The sequence below is a fragment of the Rathayibacter sp. VKM Ac-2929 genome, assembly GCF_022815495.1.
GTDB lineage: Bacteria > Actinomycetota > Actinomycetes > Actinomycetales > Microbacteriaceae > Rathayibacter > Rathayibacter festucae.
In genome coordinates, this window is sequence record NZ_JALGRV010000002.1 from 684,614 (window position 1) to 703,546 (window position 18,933).

Consider the following 18,933-nt stretch of genomic DNA (forward strand, 5'->3'; position numbering starts at 1 on the left):
CGTGCAGCTCCGGGAGCTCCTCGACGCGCCGACACTGCGGATCCGCGCCGTGCACACCACCGAGGAGGCGCTCGCTCGCGAGGTGAACTGGACCTTCACCACCGATCTGCTCGACCCGCGCCGCTACCTGGCGCGCGACCAGCTCGTGCTCACCGGCATGATGTGGCGGCGCACGGCCGAGGACAGCGAGACCTTCGTGTCCGCGGTCGCCTCCTCCGGCGCCGTCGCGCTGCTGGCCGGCGAGGGGCTCCTGGGCTTCGTGCCCGACGACCTTGTCGCCGCCTGCCGCGCGCACGGCGTCGCGCTGTTCGCCGTGCCGGCCGACGTGTCCTTCGCCGCGATCACCGCGCACCTCTCCAATGCGCTGGCGGGCGACCGGGTCGCGCGGCTGACCGCCGGGCTCGCGCGCCAGCGGCAGCTGCTGACCGAGGTCTACCGCGGGCAGCTGCTCGACGAGCTGATCGCCCGCACCTCGACCGAGCTCGGGAGGCCGGTGCGGGTGCTGACCGCGACCGGGCGCTCCGCCGCCGCGTCCGCGGACCCGCTGAGCGCCGACGAGGTCGACCGCGTCGTGCACGCCGCCCTCACGTCGCGCCGCACTCCGGTGACGGTGCCGGACGCGCACGGAGGAGTGCTGTCGATCCTCGCCGTCGCGGGAGCGGAGGAGCACCGCGCCGCCTCCTGGTTCGTCGTCGTCGCCGGCGACTGGAACGAGTGGCACCCCTCGCTGCTCGACGCGATCACCGAGCTGACCGGCGTCATCGGGCTCTACCGGCTGCAGCGCGAGGCGGCCCTGCTCGCCGACGCGGCGCTCGTCGACCGGCTGCTCGAGCTGATCGAGGAGGACAGCGAGCAGCCCGAGACCACGGTCTACCTCCGCCAGCTGGGCCTCGGCGGCGTCGAGCGCTTCGCGGTGCTGGCGGCCGCGGCGGACGGCGACGGCGAGCTCGCGCGCTCGGTGCTCACGGATGCGGTGGCGCACCTGGGGCGGGCCGTGGTGGGGCGCGATGCCGACGGAGCGGTGGCGCTGGTCCCGGTGGCGGACGACGAAGCCCTGGCCGTCGTGACCGCGGCGCTGCGCCGGGCCGGTGCGGCGTTGGACGGCGCGGTGCTGCGGGTCGGAGTGAGCGCGCCGAGTCCGCTGGCCGCGCTCGGCGGGGCGCTGCGGTCGGCGCGCTACGCGCTGCGGCTGCCGTCCGCGCCGGGCGACGCGTCGCCGGTGCGGATCGGGACAGCCGGCGAGGTGACTTCGGCGGTGCAGCTGCTGAGCGCGGTGCCGGACCACCTGCGCGCGGTGTTCGTCGAGCTGGTGCTGGGCCGGCTGATCGAGCACGACGCGCGCTACAACTCGCAGCTGGTGGCGACTCTGTCGGCGTTCCTCGACTGCGGCGGCTCCTGGGTGCGCGCGGCCGAGCAGACGCACCTGCACCTCAACACGGTGCGCTACCGCATCGCCCGGGTGGAGGAGCTGACGCAGCGCGACCTCTCGAACACGTCGGACCGCGCCGACCTCTTCCTGGCGCTGCGGCTGCGCTGAGCAAACCATGTCGATCGAGTAGCGCGCGCAGCACGCGTATCGAGATCCACCGTCGTCTGCGCGCGTGGGTCTCGATACGCCCCTGGCGGGGCTACTCGACCAGCATGAAAGGGGCCCTGCGGGGCTGTTCGACCAGCATGATGCGTGGGCGCAGGCGCTTCCTTCGCTGGTCGAGTAGCGCGCACAGCGCGCGTATCGAGATCCACCCACAGTTCGGACGGGTGGGTCTCGAGACGCCCCTCCGGAGCTCCTCGACCACCATGAAGCCCGGGGCTACAGGGACGGAGCGACGACGCGGCGGCCCTGCACGTGGACCGCCGCGATGGCGGGCTCGCGCAGGCCCAGGAGCAGGGCGAACAGCAGCTGGGCCGTCGCCTCCTCCGGGTCGTCGGCGCGGACGCCGAGGGCGAGCACCTCCGCGAGCGGCTCCCAGCGGTCGGGCTCGATGCGGAGGAAGTCCGCGTCCTTGCCGAGGTCGAAGTTGCCGAAGCGCTCCTCCATGTCCAGCGCCCGCGCGCCGGCCAGCGTCGCGGTGAAGAGCAGCTGGGCCGGGTGCAGCGCGATCGACGCGTCGCCCTCCTCCGACAGGTGCACCTTGAAGGTGTCGTTCGCCACCCGCGCGAGCAGCCACTCGTCGCCGGCGCCGATGTCGCTGCCGAGCGCGATGGTCACGCCCGCCGCCGCGGTGCGCCGCCACGGCATCGTCCCCGAGCCGAGGAACTGCTGCGAGGTCGGGCAGTGCGCGATCGAGGTGCCGGTCGCGGCCATCCGGTGCAGCTCGGCGTCCTGGCAGTGCACGGCGTGCGCGAGGATCGTGCGGCGACCGAGCAGGGACGAGCCGCCGCGCTGCGAGCCGGGCAGGAACAGCCCGTCGTAGGTGTCCAGGTAGCTGCGGGTGCCGAAGCTCGCCCGGACCGCCGCGATCTCGCCGTCGCCCGGCCGGTCGTTCTCGTTGAGGTGGCTGTGCACGTACACGCCGCGGTCGCGCACACCGTCGTAGAGCTCGCCGAGCCCGGCGAGCGTCGTCGGCGTCACCGACAGCGAGAAGCGCGGCACGATCGCGACCTGCTGCAGCGCCGTCGAGGGGTCGCCGGTGTCGACCGCGTGCCAGCGGTCGATCTCCTCGGCGACGAGCGCGAGCGCCTCGTCCTCGCCGGTCAGCAGCGCCGCGGCGGACGGCGGCCCGACCGTCTGCAGTCCGCGACCCGACACCGTGCGCAGGCCCGCCGCGACACTCCGCTCGAACAGCGCGTCCTGCGCGTGCGGGAACGCCGAGCCGAAGACCATCGCCGCGGTCGTCCCGGCGCTCACCCGGCGGCGGGTGAAGGCGCGTGCGATGCGGCTCGCGAACTCCTCGTCGGCCAGCCGCGACTCCGCCGGGAAGATCGCCGTGTCCAGCCACTCCAGCAGCTGCCCGCCGCCGAACGCGTCGGTCGAGTACGTCTGCGGGAAGTGCAGGTGCGTGTCGACGAAGCCCGGCAGGAGGAACGCGCCCGCGTCGCCGGTGACCGGCCAGTCCGCGTAGTCGCGGGGGAGGGCCGCGTGCGGTCCGACCCAGAGGATCGTCCCGGTGTCGCCGACGACGAGCGCGCCGTCGGGGATCGAGACCAGCGCGTCGGCGGCCGTCTCGACGGTGGGCCGGCCGGCCACGTGCAGGACGTGGCCGCGGTGCACGCCGCGCGGGCCTGCGCCCGGACCGGACCCTCCGCTCACACCAGTCCCGAGTACGCGTACCAGGCGGGCCCGGCGTCCGGCGCGTCGTCGCGGGTGACGGCGGCCTGGATCAGCCCGTACGGCCGGTCGGCGGCGTGGTAGACCTCGTTGTCGTTCTCCACGCCGAAGGGCGAGAGGTCGTAGAGGAAGTGGTGCTTGTTCGGGGCCGAGAGGCGCACCTCGACGATCTGCGGGAACTCCTCCAGCACCGCCTTGCCCATCTCGAAGAGCGTCTGCTGCAGGGCGAGCGAGTGCACGGTGGCGAAGCGGCTGATCATCAATGCCTTCACTCCGGCGTAGACGGCCTCCCAGTCGCTCGCGGCGATCTCCTCGTCGCTGAGGGCGAAGCGCCACTTCGCGACCAGCGAGGTCGCCATCACGCGGTCCCGGGTGGGCGGGAGCACCGTGTACGGGTCGGTGAGGAAGCCGTGGAACTCCGAGCCGGTGGACTTGAGGATCGTCAGGTCCTTGAAGCCGCCGGTGATCCAGACCTGCTGCGCGTCGCCGGTGCCCTCGACGGTGACGGAGGCGATGCGCACCTCCTGGCCCTTGCGGACCCAGGTGTGGTCGTGCTCGGCGCCGTCGACCAGGACGCGCTCCCAGGCGAACTCCTCGATCTCGATCCGCGCGCCGTGCACGGTCGCGGTGCCGTCGACGAAGTGCCGGGCCAGCTCGAGGCCGTACGCCTCGATCGAGCGCAGCCCCTTCTCCTTGGCGAAGGAGTAGGCGGTCTGCTTCTGGGTGTCGGTGGGGAGGACCGCGGACTGGTCACCGGTCAGGTGCGCGGCCGCGAAGTCGCCGCGCAGGGCGGTCGAGACGTTCACGTCGTGGATCTCGTGCCGGGGGCTGTCGCGGTAGATCCGGACGACGCGGTTCTCGGCCTTCCCGTACTGGTGGTCTCCGAGGATGATCGACATGTCCGCTCCTGTTCGCGTTCGGTGGTTCGTGGCGGTGCGCGGAGTCCGCGGCCGCGGCCGGGCGGTGCCCGTCTGCCAGGATGCCGCGCGCGGAGCCGCCGTCGCACCGGCGGAGCACTCAGCGTCCGGCGCCCGCCTCACCCGAGTCTTGTGCGATCCGCCCGGAACCGCGCCCGGAACCGCGGGAGTTCACACGGCGGAAACGTGACCGGAACACGCGGCCCGGCCTCGTCACTGCGACTCCGCTGCCGGTGACGGCTCAGGGCCGCTCGAGCAGCCGGCCGACCGGCGCCGAGGTCTCGCCCGTGACCCGGATTCCGCCGATCCACGTCGCCGCGACGGCGCCGCGCAGCACGCGGCCGTCGTAGGCGGAGACCTTGTTCTTGTGCGAGAGCGCGTCGACGTCCACCGGCGACGCGGCCTCCGGCTCGAACGCGACCAGGTCGGCGTCGGCGCCGGCCCGCAGCAGCCCCTTCTGCCCGAGCCCGGCGAAGGCGGCGGTCGCCGTCGACATCCAGGCGACGACCTGCTCCAGCGGGATCCCGCGCTCGCGCGCGCCCGTCCAGACCGCGCGGAAGCTCAGCTCGAGCCCCGAGATGCCGCCCCAGGCGAGGCCGAAGTCGCCGTCGTGCGCGAACTTGAGCTCGGCCGTGGCGGGGGAGTGATCGGAGGCGATCAGGTCGATCGTGCCGTCGAGCAGTCCCTTCCAGAGCAGCTCGCGGTTGCGCTCGTCCCGGATCGGCGGGCAGCACTTGAACTGCGTGCCGCCGTCGGGGATCGTCTCCGCATCGAAGGTGAGGTAATGCGGGCAGGTCTCCGCGGTGATCCGCAGCCCCTCGGCCTTCGCCTCGCGCAGCAGCGGCAGCGCCTCGGCAGAGGACAGGTGCAGGATGTGCGCCCGCCCGCCCGTCTCGCGGACGGCCTGGATCACGCTCGCGATCGCCGAGTTCTCGGAGGCGGGCGGCCGGGAGTCGACGAAGGCGTCGTAGGAGGTGCCGCCGCTGTTCGCGCTCGCCTCGAGCTCGTCCGGGTCCTCGGCGTGCACGATCAGCAGGCCGTCGAACGCGGCGATCTCGGCCATCGCCTCGAACAGCTGCTCGGTGCTGAGGTGCGGGAACTCGTCGACGCCGCTCGGCGAGAGGAAGCACTTGAAGCCGAAGACGCCCGCGTCGTGCAGCGCGCGGAGGGTGCCGAGGTTCTCCGGGATCGCCCCGCCCCAGAAGCCGACGTCGACGAGCGCCTGCGGACCGGCCGCGGCCTTCTTGGCGTCCAGCCCCGCGACGGTGGTGGTCGGCGGGATCGAGTTCAGGGGCATGTCGATGATCGTGGTGACCCCGCCCGCGGCGGCAGCGCGGGTGGCGGAGGCGAAGCCCTCCCACTCGGTGCGGCCGGGCTCGTTCACGTGCACGTGCGTGTCGACGATCCCCGGCAGCAGCACCTGACCGGCGGGGAGGACGACCTCCTCCAGGGTCTTCCAGGGCGCGTCGATGTCGCCGACGGCGACGATGAGGCCGCCCGCGACGGCGACGCTGGCGGGCCGCGTCCCGTTCTCGGTGAGGACGGCGGAGGAGCGGATCACGAGGTCGAGCGAGGGGGAGTCGTCGGGCATGGGTTCGACCATATACTCGGCATGTTTCCCGCGTGTGAGCGCCCGCCGGCCGCACGACCCGGCTCCGCGCCCTCCCGCCCGTCGACGTCGGAGGCCGCCGTGCTCGAACTCGCCGTACCGCTCCTCGCGCGCGTCGAGGCGGGCGAGAGCGTCGCCGTGGTCACCGTCACGCACGTCTTCGGCTCGGCGCCGCGTGCCCTCGGCTCCTCGATGGCGGTCGACGCGGCCGGCAGCGCCATCGGCTCGATCTCGGGCGGCTGCGTCGAGGCCCAGGCCTACGCGCTCGCGCAGGAGGTGCTCGGCTCCGGCGGCTCCGGCTCGGAGCACTTCGGCTTCGACGACGAGGCGGCCTTCGCGGCCGGTCTCTCCTGCGGCGGGCAGCTGCGGGTCTTCGGCCACGTCGTCGACGCGAGCTCGGGGGCCGTGCTGGCCGAACTGCGGGCCGCGCGGGCCGGGCGGCCGGCGGGACTGGCGATGATCGTCGGCGGGCCGGCCGAGCTCGTCGGCCTGGTGCTGACGGGCGCGACCCGCGCTCAGGACGTGGTGGGACCGTCGCTGGACGAGGACACGGTGCGCCGGATCCTCGCCGAGCGGGCCGCGCGCCTGGCCTCGGGCCGCTCGGCGACGGTGGAGATCGCCTGCCAGGGCACCGAGCTCGAGGTGACCTACGTCGTGAGTGCCGAGAAGCCGCGTCTGCTGATCTTCGGCGCCGTCGACTTCTCCGCGGCGCTCTGCGCGGCCGGGGCGCTGCTCGGCTACCGCGTGACGGTCTGCGACGCGCGACCGGTCTTCGCGACGGCGGAGCGGTTCCCGGGCGCCGACGAGGTCGTGGTCGACTGGCCGTCCGACTACCTCGCGGCGACGGAGGTGGATGAGCGCACGGTGATCGCGGTGCTCACCCACGACGAGAAATTCGACGTGCCGCTGCTCGAGACGGCGCTGACCCTGCCGGCCGCCTACATCGGCGCGATGGGCTCGCGGCGCACGCACGAGCGGCGGCTGCGGCTGCTGCGCGAGGCCGGGGTGGCGGAGGAGTCGCTCGCCCGGCTGCACTCGCCGATCGGCCTGGACATCGGCGCGTCGACGCCGGAGGAGACGGCGGTCTCGATCCTCGCGGAGGTGCTGGCGGTGCGCGCCGGGGCATCCGGGGCGCCGCTGGCGGGGCGGTCGGGTCCGATCCACGCCTCGAGCTAGAGGTCGGTACCGAGGGCGGATGCGCTGAGGGGCGGGCGCGCTCCGCTCCGGGGTGCGGATCCTCCGATGGAAACCGCAGCGAAACACCGCGCTGGCATTCTGGGGGGATGCAGCGTCACGTCATCACCGGAGCCCACGTCGCCACCGTCGACGCCGCCGGGGCCGAGCACCCCGGCGGCCACGTGGTCGTCGACGACCGGCGGATCGTCGCCGTCGGCGCGGGGGAGCCGCCCGCCTGGGCCCTGGACGGCCGGGCGCCGACCGGGCTCCCGTCCGCGGAGCCGGTCGTGCTCACCCGGGTCGACGGCCGCGGCCACCTGCTGACCCCGGGGCTCGTCAACACCCACCACCACCTGTACCAGTGGCTGACCCGCGGCTGGGCGCAGGACTCGATCCTCTTCGACTGGCTCGTCGCGCTGTACCCGGCCTGGTCGCGGATCGACGCCGATCTGACCCGGTCCGCCTCGCTCGGTGCGATGGGGGTGCTCGCCCGCTCGGGCTGCAGCACCGTCGGTGATCACCACTACGTCTTCCCGCGCGGGTCCGGCGACATCGTGGGCGGGATCGTGGACGCCGCCTCGACGCTCGGGCTGCGCCTGCACGCGACGCGGGGCTCGATGGACCTCGGCGAGTCGCAGGGCGGGCTGCCGCCGGACTTCGCGGTCGAGACGACCGCGGCGGCGCTGCAGGCGAGCGGCGAGGCCGTCGAGCGCTACCACGACGCCTCCTTCGAGGCGATGGTGCGCGTCGCGATCGCGCCGTGCTCGCCGTTCTCGGTGACCCCGGACCTGCTGCGCGAGTCGACGGTCCTCGCTCGGCAGCTCGGCGTGCGGCTGCACACCCACGGCTCCGAAACGGTCGAGGAGGACGCTTACACCCGCGAGACCTTCGGGATGTCGCCCACGGACTACCTCGAGTCGCTCGGCTGGCTCGGCGACGACGTCTGGATGGCGCACGGCGTGCACCTCGACGACGACGCGATCGCGAAGTTCGCCGCCACGGGCACCGGAGTCGCGCACTGCCCGTCCTCGAATGCGCGGCTCGCGGCGGGCATCGCGCCGATCCCGCAACTGCTGGCGGCCGGGGCTCCGGTCGGGCTCGGCGTGGACGGCGCGGCGTCGAACGAGTCCGGGCAGCTGGGCTCCGAGATCCGCGCGGCCGTGCTGATGAACCGGCTCCGCGCCGGCGCAGACCGGATGGGCGCGCGGCAGGCGCTCTCGATCGCGACGATCGGCGGCGCGCGCGTGCTCGGCCGCCAGGACGAGATCGGCTCGATCGAGGTGGGCAAGCTCGCCGACCTGGCGCTGTGGCGGATCGACGGGGTCGAGCACGCCGGCATCGCCGATCCGGTCGCGGCCCTCGCGCTCGGCGCGCAGCCGCCGCTGACGCTGCTGCTCGTGAACGGGCGGCCCGTGGTCGCGGACGGGCACCTCGTCTCCGCGGACGAGGACGCGATCGCCCGCGAGGTCGCCCGCGCGAGCGCGGAGCTGGCGGCGCGCGTCTGACTGAGCACGGCCCGGATTGCGGACCACCCTCCGCCGCTGAGGGAGCGACCCGTGCGGCGGCCCGCCCGTTCTTGCTGATCGAGTAGGCCGCGAAGCGGGCGTCTCGAGATCCACGGTCGTCCGTGGGGCGGTCTGCAGACACCGCGTGCTGGCGGTGGTGGGTCTCGATACGCCCCTGCAGGGCTACTCGACCAGCACGGGCGGCCCTGGCCACGGCCGCCGCTCGGGTCAGCCGGGGGGCGCGCCTGCATCGACCGTCGGCACGGGGGGCGCGTCGGGGTGGAGCAGGCGCCAGACGCGGTCGCGGGAGACGGGCAGGGCGTGCGGCCGGACGCCGACGGCGTCGCGGACGGCGTTGGCGAGGGCGGGCGCCACCGGGTTGTAGGGCGCCTCGCTCATCGATTTCGCGCCGAACGGGCCCAGCTCGTCGGCCGTGTCGGCGAAGTAGACCTCGGTCGGCGGCACGTCGGCCATCTGCGGGATGTGGTAGTTCCGCAGGATCGCCGTGGTCACGGTGCCCTCGCCGTCGAGGATCACCTCCTCGTACAGCGCCGAGCCGATCGCCTGGGCGACGCCGCCCTCGACCTGCCCGCGGAGCTGCGCCGGATTGATCACGAAGCCCGCGTCGACCGCCTGCACCGACTGCAGGATCCGCACCTCGCCGGTCGGCGCGTGCACCGCGACGCGGAAGCCCTGCACGTTGAAGGCGAGCGAGCGCTGCGCGCCGTCCTCGCTTCCGGTCGCCGACACCGGTCCGCCGGCCGCGAGCACCAGGTCCGCGTAGCTCACCCGGGTCCCATCGGCGGCGAGGAGCCCCTCGTCGTCCGGCTCGAACTCGCTGCCGTCGTGACCGGTGAGCCGCTTCGCCAGCGAGCGCAGATCGGCGAGGAGCCGCAGCGCCGCGCTGTACACGGCCTTGCCGGCGACGACCGTCCCCGCGGAGCCGAACGCGCCGGTGTCGTACCGGGCCGCGGCGGTGTCCGACTGGCGGATCCGCACCCGGTCCGCCGAGGCGCCGAACGCACTCGCGACGAGCTGCGTGTGCACGGTCGTCGTCCCGTTCCCGAACTCCGCGGTGCCCACTCCGATCGTCAGAACGCCGTCGGCGTCGACCGACACGGTCGCCTCCGAGAAGTGGCCGCGCGGAGGCAGCGTCGCGATCATCGCGACCGCCATGCCGCGCCCGGTGCTCCAGCCCGGTCCCTCCGGAGCCGGCGCGCCCGTCGCGCGGTCGAGCGCCGCCTCCGCGAGATCGAGGCACTGGTCGAGCCCGTAGGAGGCGAAGCCGATGTCGTCGCCCTCCACATGGGTCACGACGAGCGGCTCGCCCGGCTTCACCGCGTTGATCCGCCGCAGCTCGAACGGGTCGATGCCGAGCTCGCCAGCGAGCTCGTCCATCGCGGACTCGATGCCGAAGATCACCTGGCCGAGGCCGTAGCCGCGGAACGCGCCCGAGGGCAGGTTGTTCGTGTAGACCGCCTGCGCGTCGACGCGCTTGTTCGGCGCCGTGTAGGTCGCGACCGACTCCGACGTGCCGTGGAACATCACCCCGGGGCAGTGGTTGCCGTAGGCGCCGGTGTCCGAGAGCACGTCGACGCTCAGCGCGGTCAGCGTCCCGTCGCGGCGCGCGCCGAGCGTGACGTCGACCCGCATCGGGTGCCGGCAGGGCGCCATCGTGAACTCGTCGGAGCGGGTGAACTCGAACTGCACCGGCCGCCCGGTCGCCAGCACGGCCAGCGCGACGACGTCCTCGGTGAGGATCTCCTGCTTGCCGCCGAAGCCGCCGCCGACCCGCGCGGTGAAGACCCGCACGGTCGCGGGGTCGCGGTCGAAGATCCGCGCGATCTCGTCGCGGACCAGGAACGGCACCTGGGTGGAGGTGCGCAGCACCAGCTCGTCGCCCTCGAGCCAGCCGATCGTGCCGTGCGTCTCCAGCGCGGTGTGCGCGACGCGGGAGGTGGTCCACCGCCCCTCGACGACGACGTCCGCCTCGGCGAGGCCGGCCGCGACGTCGCCGTACTCGCCGTGCAGCTCGGCGACCACGTTCGAGCCGGGGTCGGCGATTCGCGAGGCGATCGGGTCCTTGTCCGCGTGCAGGAGCGGGGCACCGGGCGCGCGCGCCTCCTCCGGGTCGAAGACCGCGGGCAGCAGCTCGTACTCGACCTCGATCGCGCGGCAGGCGGCCTCGGCCACTCCGACCGACTCGGCGACGACGACCGCGACGCGCTGGCCGCGGAAGCGCACGACGGTGTCGAGCATCCGGGTGTCGTCGGGGTCGTCCAGCCGCGACTCGTGCCGCGCGGTGGAGTAGAGGATGTCCGGCACGTCCGCGGCGGTCAGCACGGCCACGACGCCGGGCATCGTCGCGGCGACCGCGGTGTCCATCGAGAGGATGCGGGCGTGTGCGTGCGGGCTCTGCAGCACCTTGAGGTGCAGCAGCCCGGGCACGGCGACGTCGAGCGTGTACGGCTCCTGGCCGGAGACGATGCGGCGGCCGGCGGGGGCGCCGAGCGAGCGGCCCACCCGTGACTCATCGGCGGAGGTGCGCCCGGTGCGCCGCACGGGGGTCAGCCCGGTGGGCGGCGCGCAGACGTGCTCGGACACCGCCTCGCGGATCGGCCGGTAGCCGGTGCAGCGGCAGAGGTTTCCCTTCATCAGGCGGGGGAGGTCCCCCTCCCGCGCCCCCTGGAGGGCGCTCGCGGTGACGACCATGCCCGCGGTGCAGAAGCCGCACTGGAACGCGGCGTGGTCGACGAACGACTGCTGCACCGCGCCGGGTTCCTCCGGAGTGCCGAGTCCCGCGGCGGTGGTGACCTCGCGCCCCTCGATGCGGTGCGCGGGGTAGAGGCAGGAGTGGAAGGGCGTGCCGTCGACGAGCACCGAGCAGGCGCCGCAGTCGCCCGCGTCGCAGCCCTTCTTGACCTCGAAGTGCTCGTGGTCGCGCAGCAGCGTCCGCAGCACCTGGCCGGGGCGGGGCGACGCGTCGACCGGTTCGCCGTTGACGGTGAATCTCATGCGGCGCCTCCCGCGGTCGGGGTGGTCTCGCCGCTCGTCGCCGGCTGGTCCGCTCCGCCCAGCTCGTCGCGGATCTCCTCGGCCAGCACGCCGACCACCGCGCGCCGCCAGTCGGCCGTGCCGTGCGGGTCGGTGAACCAGGTCGTGATCGCGCCGAGCGCGGCGTCGAGCTCCTCGGCCGTCGGGAGCGCCGTCCAGCGCAGCACCTCGGGCCGGATCGTCGCGGCGGTGACCGTGACCACGACCTCCCCGTCGGCGTCCACCCGGCCGATGACGAGCGCGCCGGAGCGCCCGAGCGGCGACAGCGCGATCTTCCGGTACGCCGTCCGCGCCGCCAGCGCCCGGCGCGGGATCTCGATCGAGCGGATCACGTCGCCGTGCCCGAGCGAGGTCGTCATGTTGCCCGTGACCAGCTCGGCGACCGGCACGAGAGCGTCGGAGCCGTCCGCGCGCCAGACGAGCGCCTCGGCGTCGAGCGCCGCGGTGAGGCTGATCATCGGCCCGGCCGGGAGTGCGTTGGCGATGTTGCCGCCGACCGTCGCGACGTTCCAGATCTTGAAGGAGCCCAGCAGTGCCGTGCAGCACTGGAAGAAGAGCGGGTGCGCGGGCCGACCGCCGTCCGGCATCGCCGACAGCTCGGCGAGCGTGCAGGTCGCCGCGATCGAGAGGCCCTCGGCCGTCTCGCGGTACGGCTCCCAGCCGAAGCCCTGCAGGTCGAGCAGCTCGTCGAGGTGGTCGTGCGGGAGCGAGAACACCCAGGACCCGCCGCCGATCACCGCGGTGCGCGGACCCATCGCGGCCAGGTCGGCGCGCTCGCGGACGACGCGCACGCGCTGGATCGTGTTCAGGTCCATGCCGCGCCCTCCGCTCCGTGCGCCGACGGCGCGCTCCTCCCAGTGAACCCCAGACGTGTGACGCTCGTGTTTCCGAGCCCGCCGCGGCCGATCAGCCGAGCGACGCGACCCACTCCGAGCTGCCGTCGACGAACGACTGCTCCTTCCAGATCGGCACGGTCGCCTTGATGTCGTCGACCAGCGCCGCGCAGGCCTCGAAGGCCGCGGCGCGGTGGGCGGAGGCGACGGCGCAGGCGAGCGCGAGGTCGCCGACCACGAGGTCGCCGACCCGGTGCACCGCGGCGACGCGCACCTCCGGGAACCGCTCGACGATCCGCCGGGCCGAGGCGAGCAGTGCGGCAGGCGCCTCGGGGTGCGCCTCGTAGGAGAGGCGCAGCACCCCGCGGCCCTCGTCGTGGTCGCGGACGATCCCGGCGAAGGTGACGACGGCGCCGTGGGTCGGCGACTCGACGGCGTGCTCGCACTCGTCGACGGTGACGGGGTCGCGGGCGATCCGGGCCAGGGCGACGGGATCAGCGGACATGATCGCCCCCGCCCAGCTGGTCCAGCACGTGGCCGATGATCGGCTCCAGCACCTCGATGCCGTCGCGGACGCCCCCGGGAGAGCCGGGCAGGTTCACGATGACGCTCCGGCCGCTGACTCCCGCGCGCCCACGGCTGAGTACCGCGGTGGGCACGTGAGCGGCCCCGCGCGCGCGGATCGCCTCGGCGAGTCCGGGCAGCTCGCGCTCGAGCAGCGGCGCGGTCTGCTCCGGAGTGACGTCGCTCGGTGCGACGCCCGTGCCGCCGGTGGTGATCACCACGTCGATGCCGGCCGAGAGCGCATCGGAGATCGCCTCGCCCACCGCGTCGCCGTCGGCGACGACGACCACGCGGCCGCTCCAGCCGCGGCTCTCGAACCAGGTGAGCAGCGCCGGACCGGTGCGGTCCTCGTAGACGCCCGAGGCGGCGCGGGTGGAGGCGACCACCGCGACCGCGGTGCGGCTCACGACCGGCTCCACGAGCCGCTCCTGCCGCCCTCTTTCGCCAGGACCCGTATCCCGGTGATGACGGCGCCGCGGTCGACGGCCTTGATCATGTCGTAGACCGTGAGCGCGGCGACGCTGACCGCGGTGAGCGCCTCCATCTCGACGCCGGTGCGGCCGCTCGTGCGCACGCGCGCCTCGATCCGGACCCGGTCGTCGCCGGGCTCGAGGTCGATGTCGACGCCGTCGAGCACCAGCGGGTGGCAGAGCGGGATCAGCGCGGAGGTGGCCTTGGCGCCCATGATCCCGGCGATGCGCGCGACGCCGAGCGCCTCGCCCTTGGGCAGCTCGCCCTGCGCGAGGAGGCGGACGACGTCGGGAGTCGTCTCGACGAACCCCTCCGCGACCGCGACCCGCGAGGTGACCTGCTTGCCGCCGACGTCGACCATGTGCACGGCGCCGTCGCCGCGGACGTGGGTCAGCTCGGTGCCGTCGGCCGTCCCGCCTCTTCCGGTCGTGTCCGTCGTGTCAGTCATCGATCCTCCAGATCTCGACCGTGTCTCCGGTCGCGGCGTGCTCGGTCCCGATCGGGACGTGGATCAGCACGTTCGATCGAGCGTAGGACGCGAGCAGGTGCGAGCTCGGCCCGCCGACGGCGTGCACGAGCCCTTCGTCGTCGAGGGTGCCGCGCCGGATCTGGTGCAGATGCCCGGGGGAGTCGAGCGGCGTGGCCAGCCGCGCGCGCAGCCGGGGACGCTCGGCCGGCAGCCGGCCGGCGAGGGAGCGGAGCACGGGGCGCAGGAACAGCTCGAACGAGACCAGGGCGCTGACCGGGTTGCCCGGCAGCGAGACGATCGGCAGGTGCAGGTCGTCGCGGACCCGGACCAGGCCCAGGCCCTGCGGTCCGCCCGGCTGCACGGCGACGTGGCCGAACTCGGAGCCGGCCGCCCCGAGCGCGTCGCGGACGACCTCGTAGGCGCCGGCGCTGACCCCGCCGACGGTGATCGCGAGGTCGGCCTCGGCCGCGTGCGCGTCGAGGAGCGCGAGGAGGTCCTCCGCCCGGTCGCTGCCGCAGGGCACCACGATCGGCAGGCCACCGGCCTCGCGGACCGCCTCGGCCAGCAGTGAGCCGTTGGCGTCGAAGATCTGGGCGTCCTCGAGCTCCGAGCCGGCCGCGCGGATCTCGTGCCCGGTCGGCACGACCAGCACGCGGACGCGGGGGAGCACCTCGACCTCGGTCAGGCCGAGCGAGGCGAGCAGCCCGTAGTGCGCGGCGCGGAGGACGGTGCCGGCGGGCAGCGCGAGCTCGCCCTGCCTCGCGTCGCTGCCCCGGGCGCGGACGAAGGCCGCCGCGACGACGGGGCGCGAGAAGGCGACCTGGGCGTCGGTGCTGCCCGGGGCAGGGAAGCGCGGCGGGTCGACGGTCTCGATCGCGACGACGGCGTCGGCGCCGGCCGGCAGCGGCGAGCCCGTCATGATCGGCACCGCGGTGCCCGCCTCGTGCCGGGGAGCGCGGTCGCCGGCCGGGATCGGCGCGGCTACAGGCAGCGAGACCGGGCTGCCGGCGCTCGCCGCGGCGAGGTCCGCCGCGCGCACCGCGAAGCCGTCCATCTGCGAGTTGTCGAAGCGCGGCAGATCCAGCGGAGCGTCGACCGAGCGCGCGAGCACGCGGCGGTCGTACGCACCCGGGTCGGCGGCGACGGCGGCGGGAGCGAGCGTCAGCGTCTCGCGGGCGCCGCGGGTGGCCAGCGGCGAGAGCAGCGCGCGCACGCGGGCGGCGTGCAGATCGATCGAGGTCATCGGGTCCTCTCGGAGGTCCTGGCCGGCGAAAGCGCTCCTGACGGGGCGGGGCGTTCCTGACGGGGCGGAGGCGTTCCTGACCGGCGGCAGGGACGTCTCCATCTTGCCCGCTCCGGCCCGGATCCGGCGCGTAGTCTGTCCGGATGAGCACAGCACTCGGGATCCCCGGCATCCGGCCCCGCCCACGCGGTGCGGTCCTCCCGGCCGAGCGGCCCGAGACCCCGCTGCTGCTCGACAGCTACGGCCGCGTCGCCGACGATCTGCGCATCTCGCTGACCGATCGCTGCAACCTCCGCTGCACCTACTGCATGCCGGCCGAGGGACTGCCGTTCCAGCCGCCCGCGTCGCTGCTGAACCGCGAGGAGATCGTCCGCCTCGCCCGCATCGCCGTCGAGCAGTTCGGCGTCCGCCAGATCCGCTTCACCGGCGGCGAGCCGTTGCTGCGCAAGGACCTCGTCGACATCATCCGCGACGTCGCCGCGATCGAGCCGCGCCCCGAGATCTCGCTGACCACCAACGCGATCGGCCTCTCCGGCCGCGCGCAGTCCCTCGCTGACGCGGGCCTGGACCGGGTGAACGTCTCGCTCGACTCCATCTGCGCCGAGACGTTCGCGAAGGTCACCCGCCGCCCCTTCCTCGACCGGGTCCTCGCCGGCATCGACGCGCTCGGCCCCGCCGGGCTCCAGCAGACCAAGATCAACGCCGTGCTCCTGCCCGGGATCAACGACCACGAGGCGCCCGAGCTGCTCGCCTGGGCGCTCGCCGGAGGGCACCAGCTCCGCTTCATCGAGCAGATGGCCCTCGACGCCGACCACGGCTGGGACCGCTCCACCATGATCACGGCGGCGATGATCCGAGACCTGCTCTCGGAGCGCTTCGTCCTCACGCCGAACGCCGCGCCGCGCGACGGCGCGCCCGCCGAGCTCTTCGACGTCCGCGCGATCGGCTCCGACGAGCTGCTCGGCACCGTCGGCATCATCGCCTCCGTCACCGAGGCGTTCTGCGGCGACTGCCGCCGCACCCGGCTCACCGCCGAGGGCGGCGTTCGCAGCTGCCTCTTCTCCAACGAGGAGACCGACCTGCTCGGCGCGATGCGCTCCGGCGCCGACGACCATCACGTCGCCCAGCTCTGGCGCGGCGCGATGTGGGCCAAGCCGGCCGGCCACGAGATGAACCGGGCCGGTTTCGTGCAGCCCGAGCGCACCATGAGCGCGATCGGCGGCTGAGCGTGCGCGTCCGCTACTTCGCCGCGGCGAAGGCCGCCCTCGGGCGCGCCTCCGACGAGCTCGACGGCGTGGCCGACCTGGCCGCCCTGGAGGCGGAGCTGGTCGCCTCCGCGCCGTCCGCGGCCGACGTCCTCGCCCGCTGCAGCTACCTGGTCGACGGCGTCTCGACGACCGACCGCGCCACGCCGCTGCCCGCCGGCGCCGCGGTCGACGTCCTGCCGCCCTTCGCCGGCGGCTGACCCCTGCGCCCTCGCCGTTCTGCAGGCTCGTGTCCGTTGTGCAGGAGATCTCGGCTCCGGTCGGCCGCGCCACGCGGCGAGACGGCACAGGGAACGCGGAAGACCTGCGAATCGGACCTCTGACCGGATCAGCGCCAGCCCACCATCCCGCCGAGCAGAGAGTCGGAGGCGATCCCCGCCGCCGCCGCCCGGTCGGCCGCGATCCGCGAGCGCACTCCCGAGGCGCAGTGCAGCACCAGCGGCCCCGCGGGCAGCAGCGCCGGATCGAACCGCGACATCGGCAGCCGCACGGCCCCGGGGATCGCGACGGAGCGGTCCTCGTCGTCCTCTCGCAGATCGACGACCGTCGGCGGCGTCGGCCCGGCGAGCCGCGCCCGCAGCTCGTCGGCGGTCACCGCTCCGGCCACGGCGAGCACCACAGCCACCGGCGGCACCGCGCGGGCCAGCGGCAGCTCGCTCCAGGTGCTGTCCAGCGCGTCGTGCACGACGACCCGCCCGAACAGCGGCTCGCCGACGCCCGTGACGAGCTTGACCACCTCGCTCGCCATCGCCGAGCCGATCGCCGCGCAGAGCGAGCCGAGCACCCCGACCGTCGCACAGCTGTCGGCCGCGTCCTCGGCCCCGGGGTGCAGGGCGCGCAGGGTGACTCCGCCCCCGGGCGCGTCGGCCCAGAACGTGGACAGCTGCCCGTCGAAGCCGAGCGCCGAGCCCCAGACGTGCGGGACCCCGGCCCGGGTCGTCGCGTCGGAGGCGAGGTAGCGCGAGCCGAAGGTGTCGAAGCCGTCGACCACCACGTCCCAGCCGGCGACGAGCGCGTCGGCGTTCGCAACGGTGAAGGAGACGGGGAAGGCCTGCACATCGATCCCGGGGGAGAGCCGCCGCGCGGTCGCTGCCGCGGACTCCGCCTTCGACGAGCCGATCGACGACTCGTCGTGCGCCGTCTGCCGCGCGAGATTCGACGCCTCGACGACGTCGCCGTCGACGATCCCGAGATGACCGACTCCGGCCGCGGCGAGCGCCGTGATCACCGGGGAGCCGATGCCGCCCGCGCCGAGGACGAGCACCCGCGCATTCCGCAGGCGTCGCTGCCCGAGCTCGCCGAGCGGCGACAGCCGGATCTGCCGGGCGAAGCGCTCGCGCTCGGCGGCGGTCAGCGGCGGCCCCGGCTCCACCAGCGGGATCACGGCGCCACCTCGTCGAGCCGCCACTGCCCCTCCACGGCGATCGCCCGGAACCCCACGGCCTCGTTGACGGCGAGCATCGGCCGGTTCTCCTCCGCGTTCCAGGTGTAGACGGCTCGGCAGTCGGGATCGGCCGCGGCCAGGTGCTCGAGCGCGTCGAGCTTCAGCAGCATGCCGAGCCGGTGCCCGCGGTGCGCCGGCTGCACGAGCGTCGCGCCCCAGAGCGCCGCGCGGCCGGGCAGCACGTCGACGGTGCAGTAGCCGACCGGCCGGTCCTCGTGCAGGGCGACCGAGGTCAGCTCCACCCGTCCACCGGCGGTCGACTCGCGGTCGTGCGCCTCGAGGCGCTCGCGGGTCCAGGTCTCCTCCGGCACCGACAGCCCGGCCGTGGGCGCCTGCGCGGACATGCTCGCGCGCAGGGCGAGCATCCCGTCGACGAGCTCCGCGGGCGTCGCACCGCTCCAGTGCCGCAGCTCGTAGCCCTCGGCGTGCGCCAGGGCACCGCGGCGCCGGGACGCGGCGAGCACGGGGTCCAGCGGCAGCCGCACCGCGCTGACCCGCTCCACCTGCTCCAGCACCCAGCCGCGGGAGGCGAGCCAGCGCGCGCCGGGGTCGTCGGCCGGAACGGAGCCCGCCCCGGAGCGCGCGGCCCGGCGCGGCCCCGAGCGGTCGGCCCGGTGCGCCGTCCAGGTCTGCAGCACGGTGCGCCCGAGCGCGTGCGCCTCCGCCGTCAGCCGCTCCAGCAGGGCGGAGCCGACCCCGCGCCCGCGCTCCGCGGCGAGGACGGAGAACGCCAGCCAGGCCGCGTCGTCGCCCTCCTCGGTGCTCCAGTGCAGCTCGCCGCTGCCGACCGCGCGGACTCCCTCGGCGTCCACCAGCTCGGCGAGGAATGCGCGGCGCGGGTCGAACTCCTGCTGCCGCCACTCGCCGAGGTTCGTCTCGGCGGGGAAGCCGAGCTCGTCCGTGCCGGTGCCCTCGGCCTCGACGGCGTTGCCGATCGCGGTGAGGGTGACGAAGTCGTCCCAGCCCCCGGCGCCCGGGTGCTCGGGGATCGGCAGCTCGCGGATCCGGAGCGCGGGGTCGGTGGGGCTCGTCACCTCCCCAGTGTGCACGCCGCCGGGCCGCACCGCGCGGTTCCGGGGCACGACGGAGCCCGTCGAGTACCGTAGGGAGCGTTT

General features: G+C 74.5%; 16 protein-coding genes. 5 read left to right on the forward strand and 11 right to left on the reverse strand.

Annotation, left to right across the window (positions count from 1 at the left end; translation table 11 throughout):
• The first annotated feature begins 1 nt into the window (after position 1).
• Positions 2-1,537 (forward strand): helix-turn-helix domain-containing protein, encoded by a 1,536-nt coding sequence (locus MT355_RS07770; RefSeq protein ID WP_243599089.1) that lies wholly within the window; start codon positions 2-4, stop codon positions 1,535-1,537.
• 273 nt (positions 1,538-1,810) lie between these two features.
• Here the strand turns inward: MT355_RS07770 and MT355_RS07775 are convergent, their stop codons facing one another.
• From MT355_RS07775 to allB, 3 genes are all read right to left on the reverse strand, one after another.
• A complete protein-coding gene (locus tag MT355_RS07775; protein WP_243599090.1) occupies positions 1,811-3,211 on the reverse strand; it encodes an amidohydrolase family protein in 1,401 nt (466 codons plus the stop codon).
• Between the two features lie 35 nt (positions 3,212-3,246).
• Positions 3,247-4,167, reverse strand: a complete 921-nt coding sequence (gene pucL, locus MT355_RS07780) for a factor-independent urate hydroxylase (RefSeq protein ID WP_123703219.1) — start codon at positions 4,165-4,167, stop codon at positions 3,247-3,249.
• Between the two features lie 259 nt (positions 4,168-4,426).
• Complete coding sequence (allB, locus tag MT355_RS07785) at positions 4,427-5,776, reverse strand: allantoinase AllB (RefSeq protein ID WP_243599091.1); 1,350 nt, start codon at positions 5,774-5,776, stop codon at positions 4,427-4,429.
• 99 nt (positions 5,777-5,875) lie between these two features.
• Here allB and MT355_RS07790 point away from each other — a divergent pair, with 99 nt between their 5' ends.
• On the forward strand, positions 5,876-6,970 hold the full coding sequence (locus MT355_RS07790; protein ID WP_243599092.1) for an XdhC family protein: 1,095 nt from the start codon (positions 5,876-5,878) through the stop codon (positions 6,968-6,970).
• A gap of 107 nt (positions 6,971-7,077) precedes the next feature.
• Positions 7,078-8,475: an 8-oxoguanine deaminase gene (locus MT355_RS07795; RefSeq protein WP_243599093.1), complete on the forward strand. Its 1,398-nt coding sequence runs from the start codon at positions 7,078-7,080 to the stop codon at positions 8,473-8,475.
• Between the two features lie 228 nt (positions 8,476-8,703).
• On the opposite strand, the gene MT355_RS07800 is transcribed toward MT355_RS07795, so the two are convergent.
• The 6 genes from MT355_RS07800 to glp all read right to left on the reverse strand — a co-directional run bounded on the left by MT355_RS07800 (position 8,704) and on the right by glp (position 15,109).
• Positions 8,704-11,490 (reverse strand): molybdopterin-dependent oxidoreductase, encoded by a 2,787-nt coding sequence (locus tag MT355_RS07800; protein WP_243599094.1) that lies wholly within the window; start codon positions 11,488-11,490, stop codon positions 8,704-8,706.
• Positions 11,487-12,344, reverse strand: coding sequence for a xanthine dehydrogenase family protein subunit M (locus tag MT355_RS07805; RefSeq protein ID WP_243599095.1), 858 nt, complete (start codon positions 12,342-12,344; stop codon positions 11,487-11,489). Before MT355_RS07805 ends, MT355_RS07800 begins: the two co-directional genes overlap by 4 nt.
• A 91-nt stretch (positions 12,345-12,435) precedes the next feature.
• Positions 12,436-12,867, reverse strand: a complete 432-nt coding sequence (locus MT355_RS07810; RefSeq protein WP_243599096.1) for a molybdenum cofactor biosynthesis protein MoaE — start codon at positions 12,865-12,867, stop codon at positions 12,436-12,438.
• Positions 12,857-13,333, reverse strand: a complete 477-nt coding sequence (locus MT355_RS07815) for a molybdenum cofactor biosynthesis protein B (protein WP_123446009.1) — start codon at positions 13,331-13,333, stop codon at positions 12,857-12,859. The genes MT355_RS07810 and MT355_RS07815 overlap by 11 nt, the downstream gene beginning before the upstream one ends.
• The gene (gene moaC / locus MT355_RS07820; RefSeq protein ID WP_279392148.1) at positions 13,330-13,845 is read right to left on the reverse strand and encodes a cyclic pyranopterin monophosphate synthase MoaC; all 516 of its coding nucleotides are present in this window, start codon (positions 13,843-13,845) and stop codon (positions 13,330-13,332) included. The genes MT355_RS07815 and moaC overlap by 4 nt, the downstream gene beginning before the upstream one ends.
• Positions 13,838-15,109, reverse strand: a complete 1,272-nt coding sequence (gene glp, locus MT355_RS07825; protein WP_243599097.1) for a gephyrin-like molybdotransferase Glp — start codon at positions 15,107-15,109, stop codon at positions 13,838-13,840. The genes moaC and glp overlap by 8 nt, the downstream gene beginning before the upstream one ends.
• A gap of 143 nt (positions 15,110-15,252) precedes the next feature.
• Between glp and moaA the strand changes: the two genes are divergently transcribed.
• Positions 15,253-16,335 (forward strand): GTP 3',8-cyclase MoaA, encoded by a 1,083-nt coding sequence (gene moaA, locus MT355_RS07830; protein WP_132437818.1) that lies wholly within the window; start codon positions 15,253-15,255, stop codon positions 16,333-16,335.
• Between the two features lie 2 nt (positions 16,336-16,337).
• Entirely contained in the window at positions 16,338-16,574 is a 237-nt protein-coding gene (locus MT355_RS07835; protein ID WP_308197315.1) for a MoaD/ThiS family protein, read from the forward strand.
• A gap of 128 nt (positions 16,575-16,702) precedes the next feature.
• On the opposite strand, the gene MT355_RS07840 is transcribed toward MT355_RS07835, so the two are convergent.
• Both MT355_RS07840 and MT355_RS21580 read right to left on the reverse strand, forming a co-directional pair.
• On the reverse strand, positions 16,703-17,758 hold the full coding sequence (locus MT355_RS07840; protein WP_243599098.1) for a ThiF family adenylyltransferase: 1,056 nt from the start codon (positions 17,756-17,758) through the stop codon (positions 16,703-16,705).
• Complete coding sequence (locus tag MT355_RS21580; protein WP_243599099.1) at positions 17,755-18,852, reverse strand: GNAT family N-acetyltransferase; 1,098 nt, start codon at positions 18,850-18,852, stop codon at positions 17,755-17,757. The genes MT355_RS07840 and MT355_RS21580 overlap by 4 nt, the downstream gene beginning before the upstream one ends.
• Between the last annotated feature and the right edge of the window lie 81 nt (positions 18,853-18,933).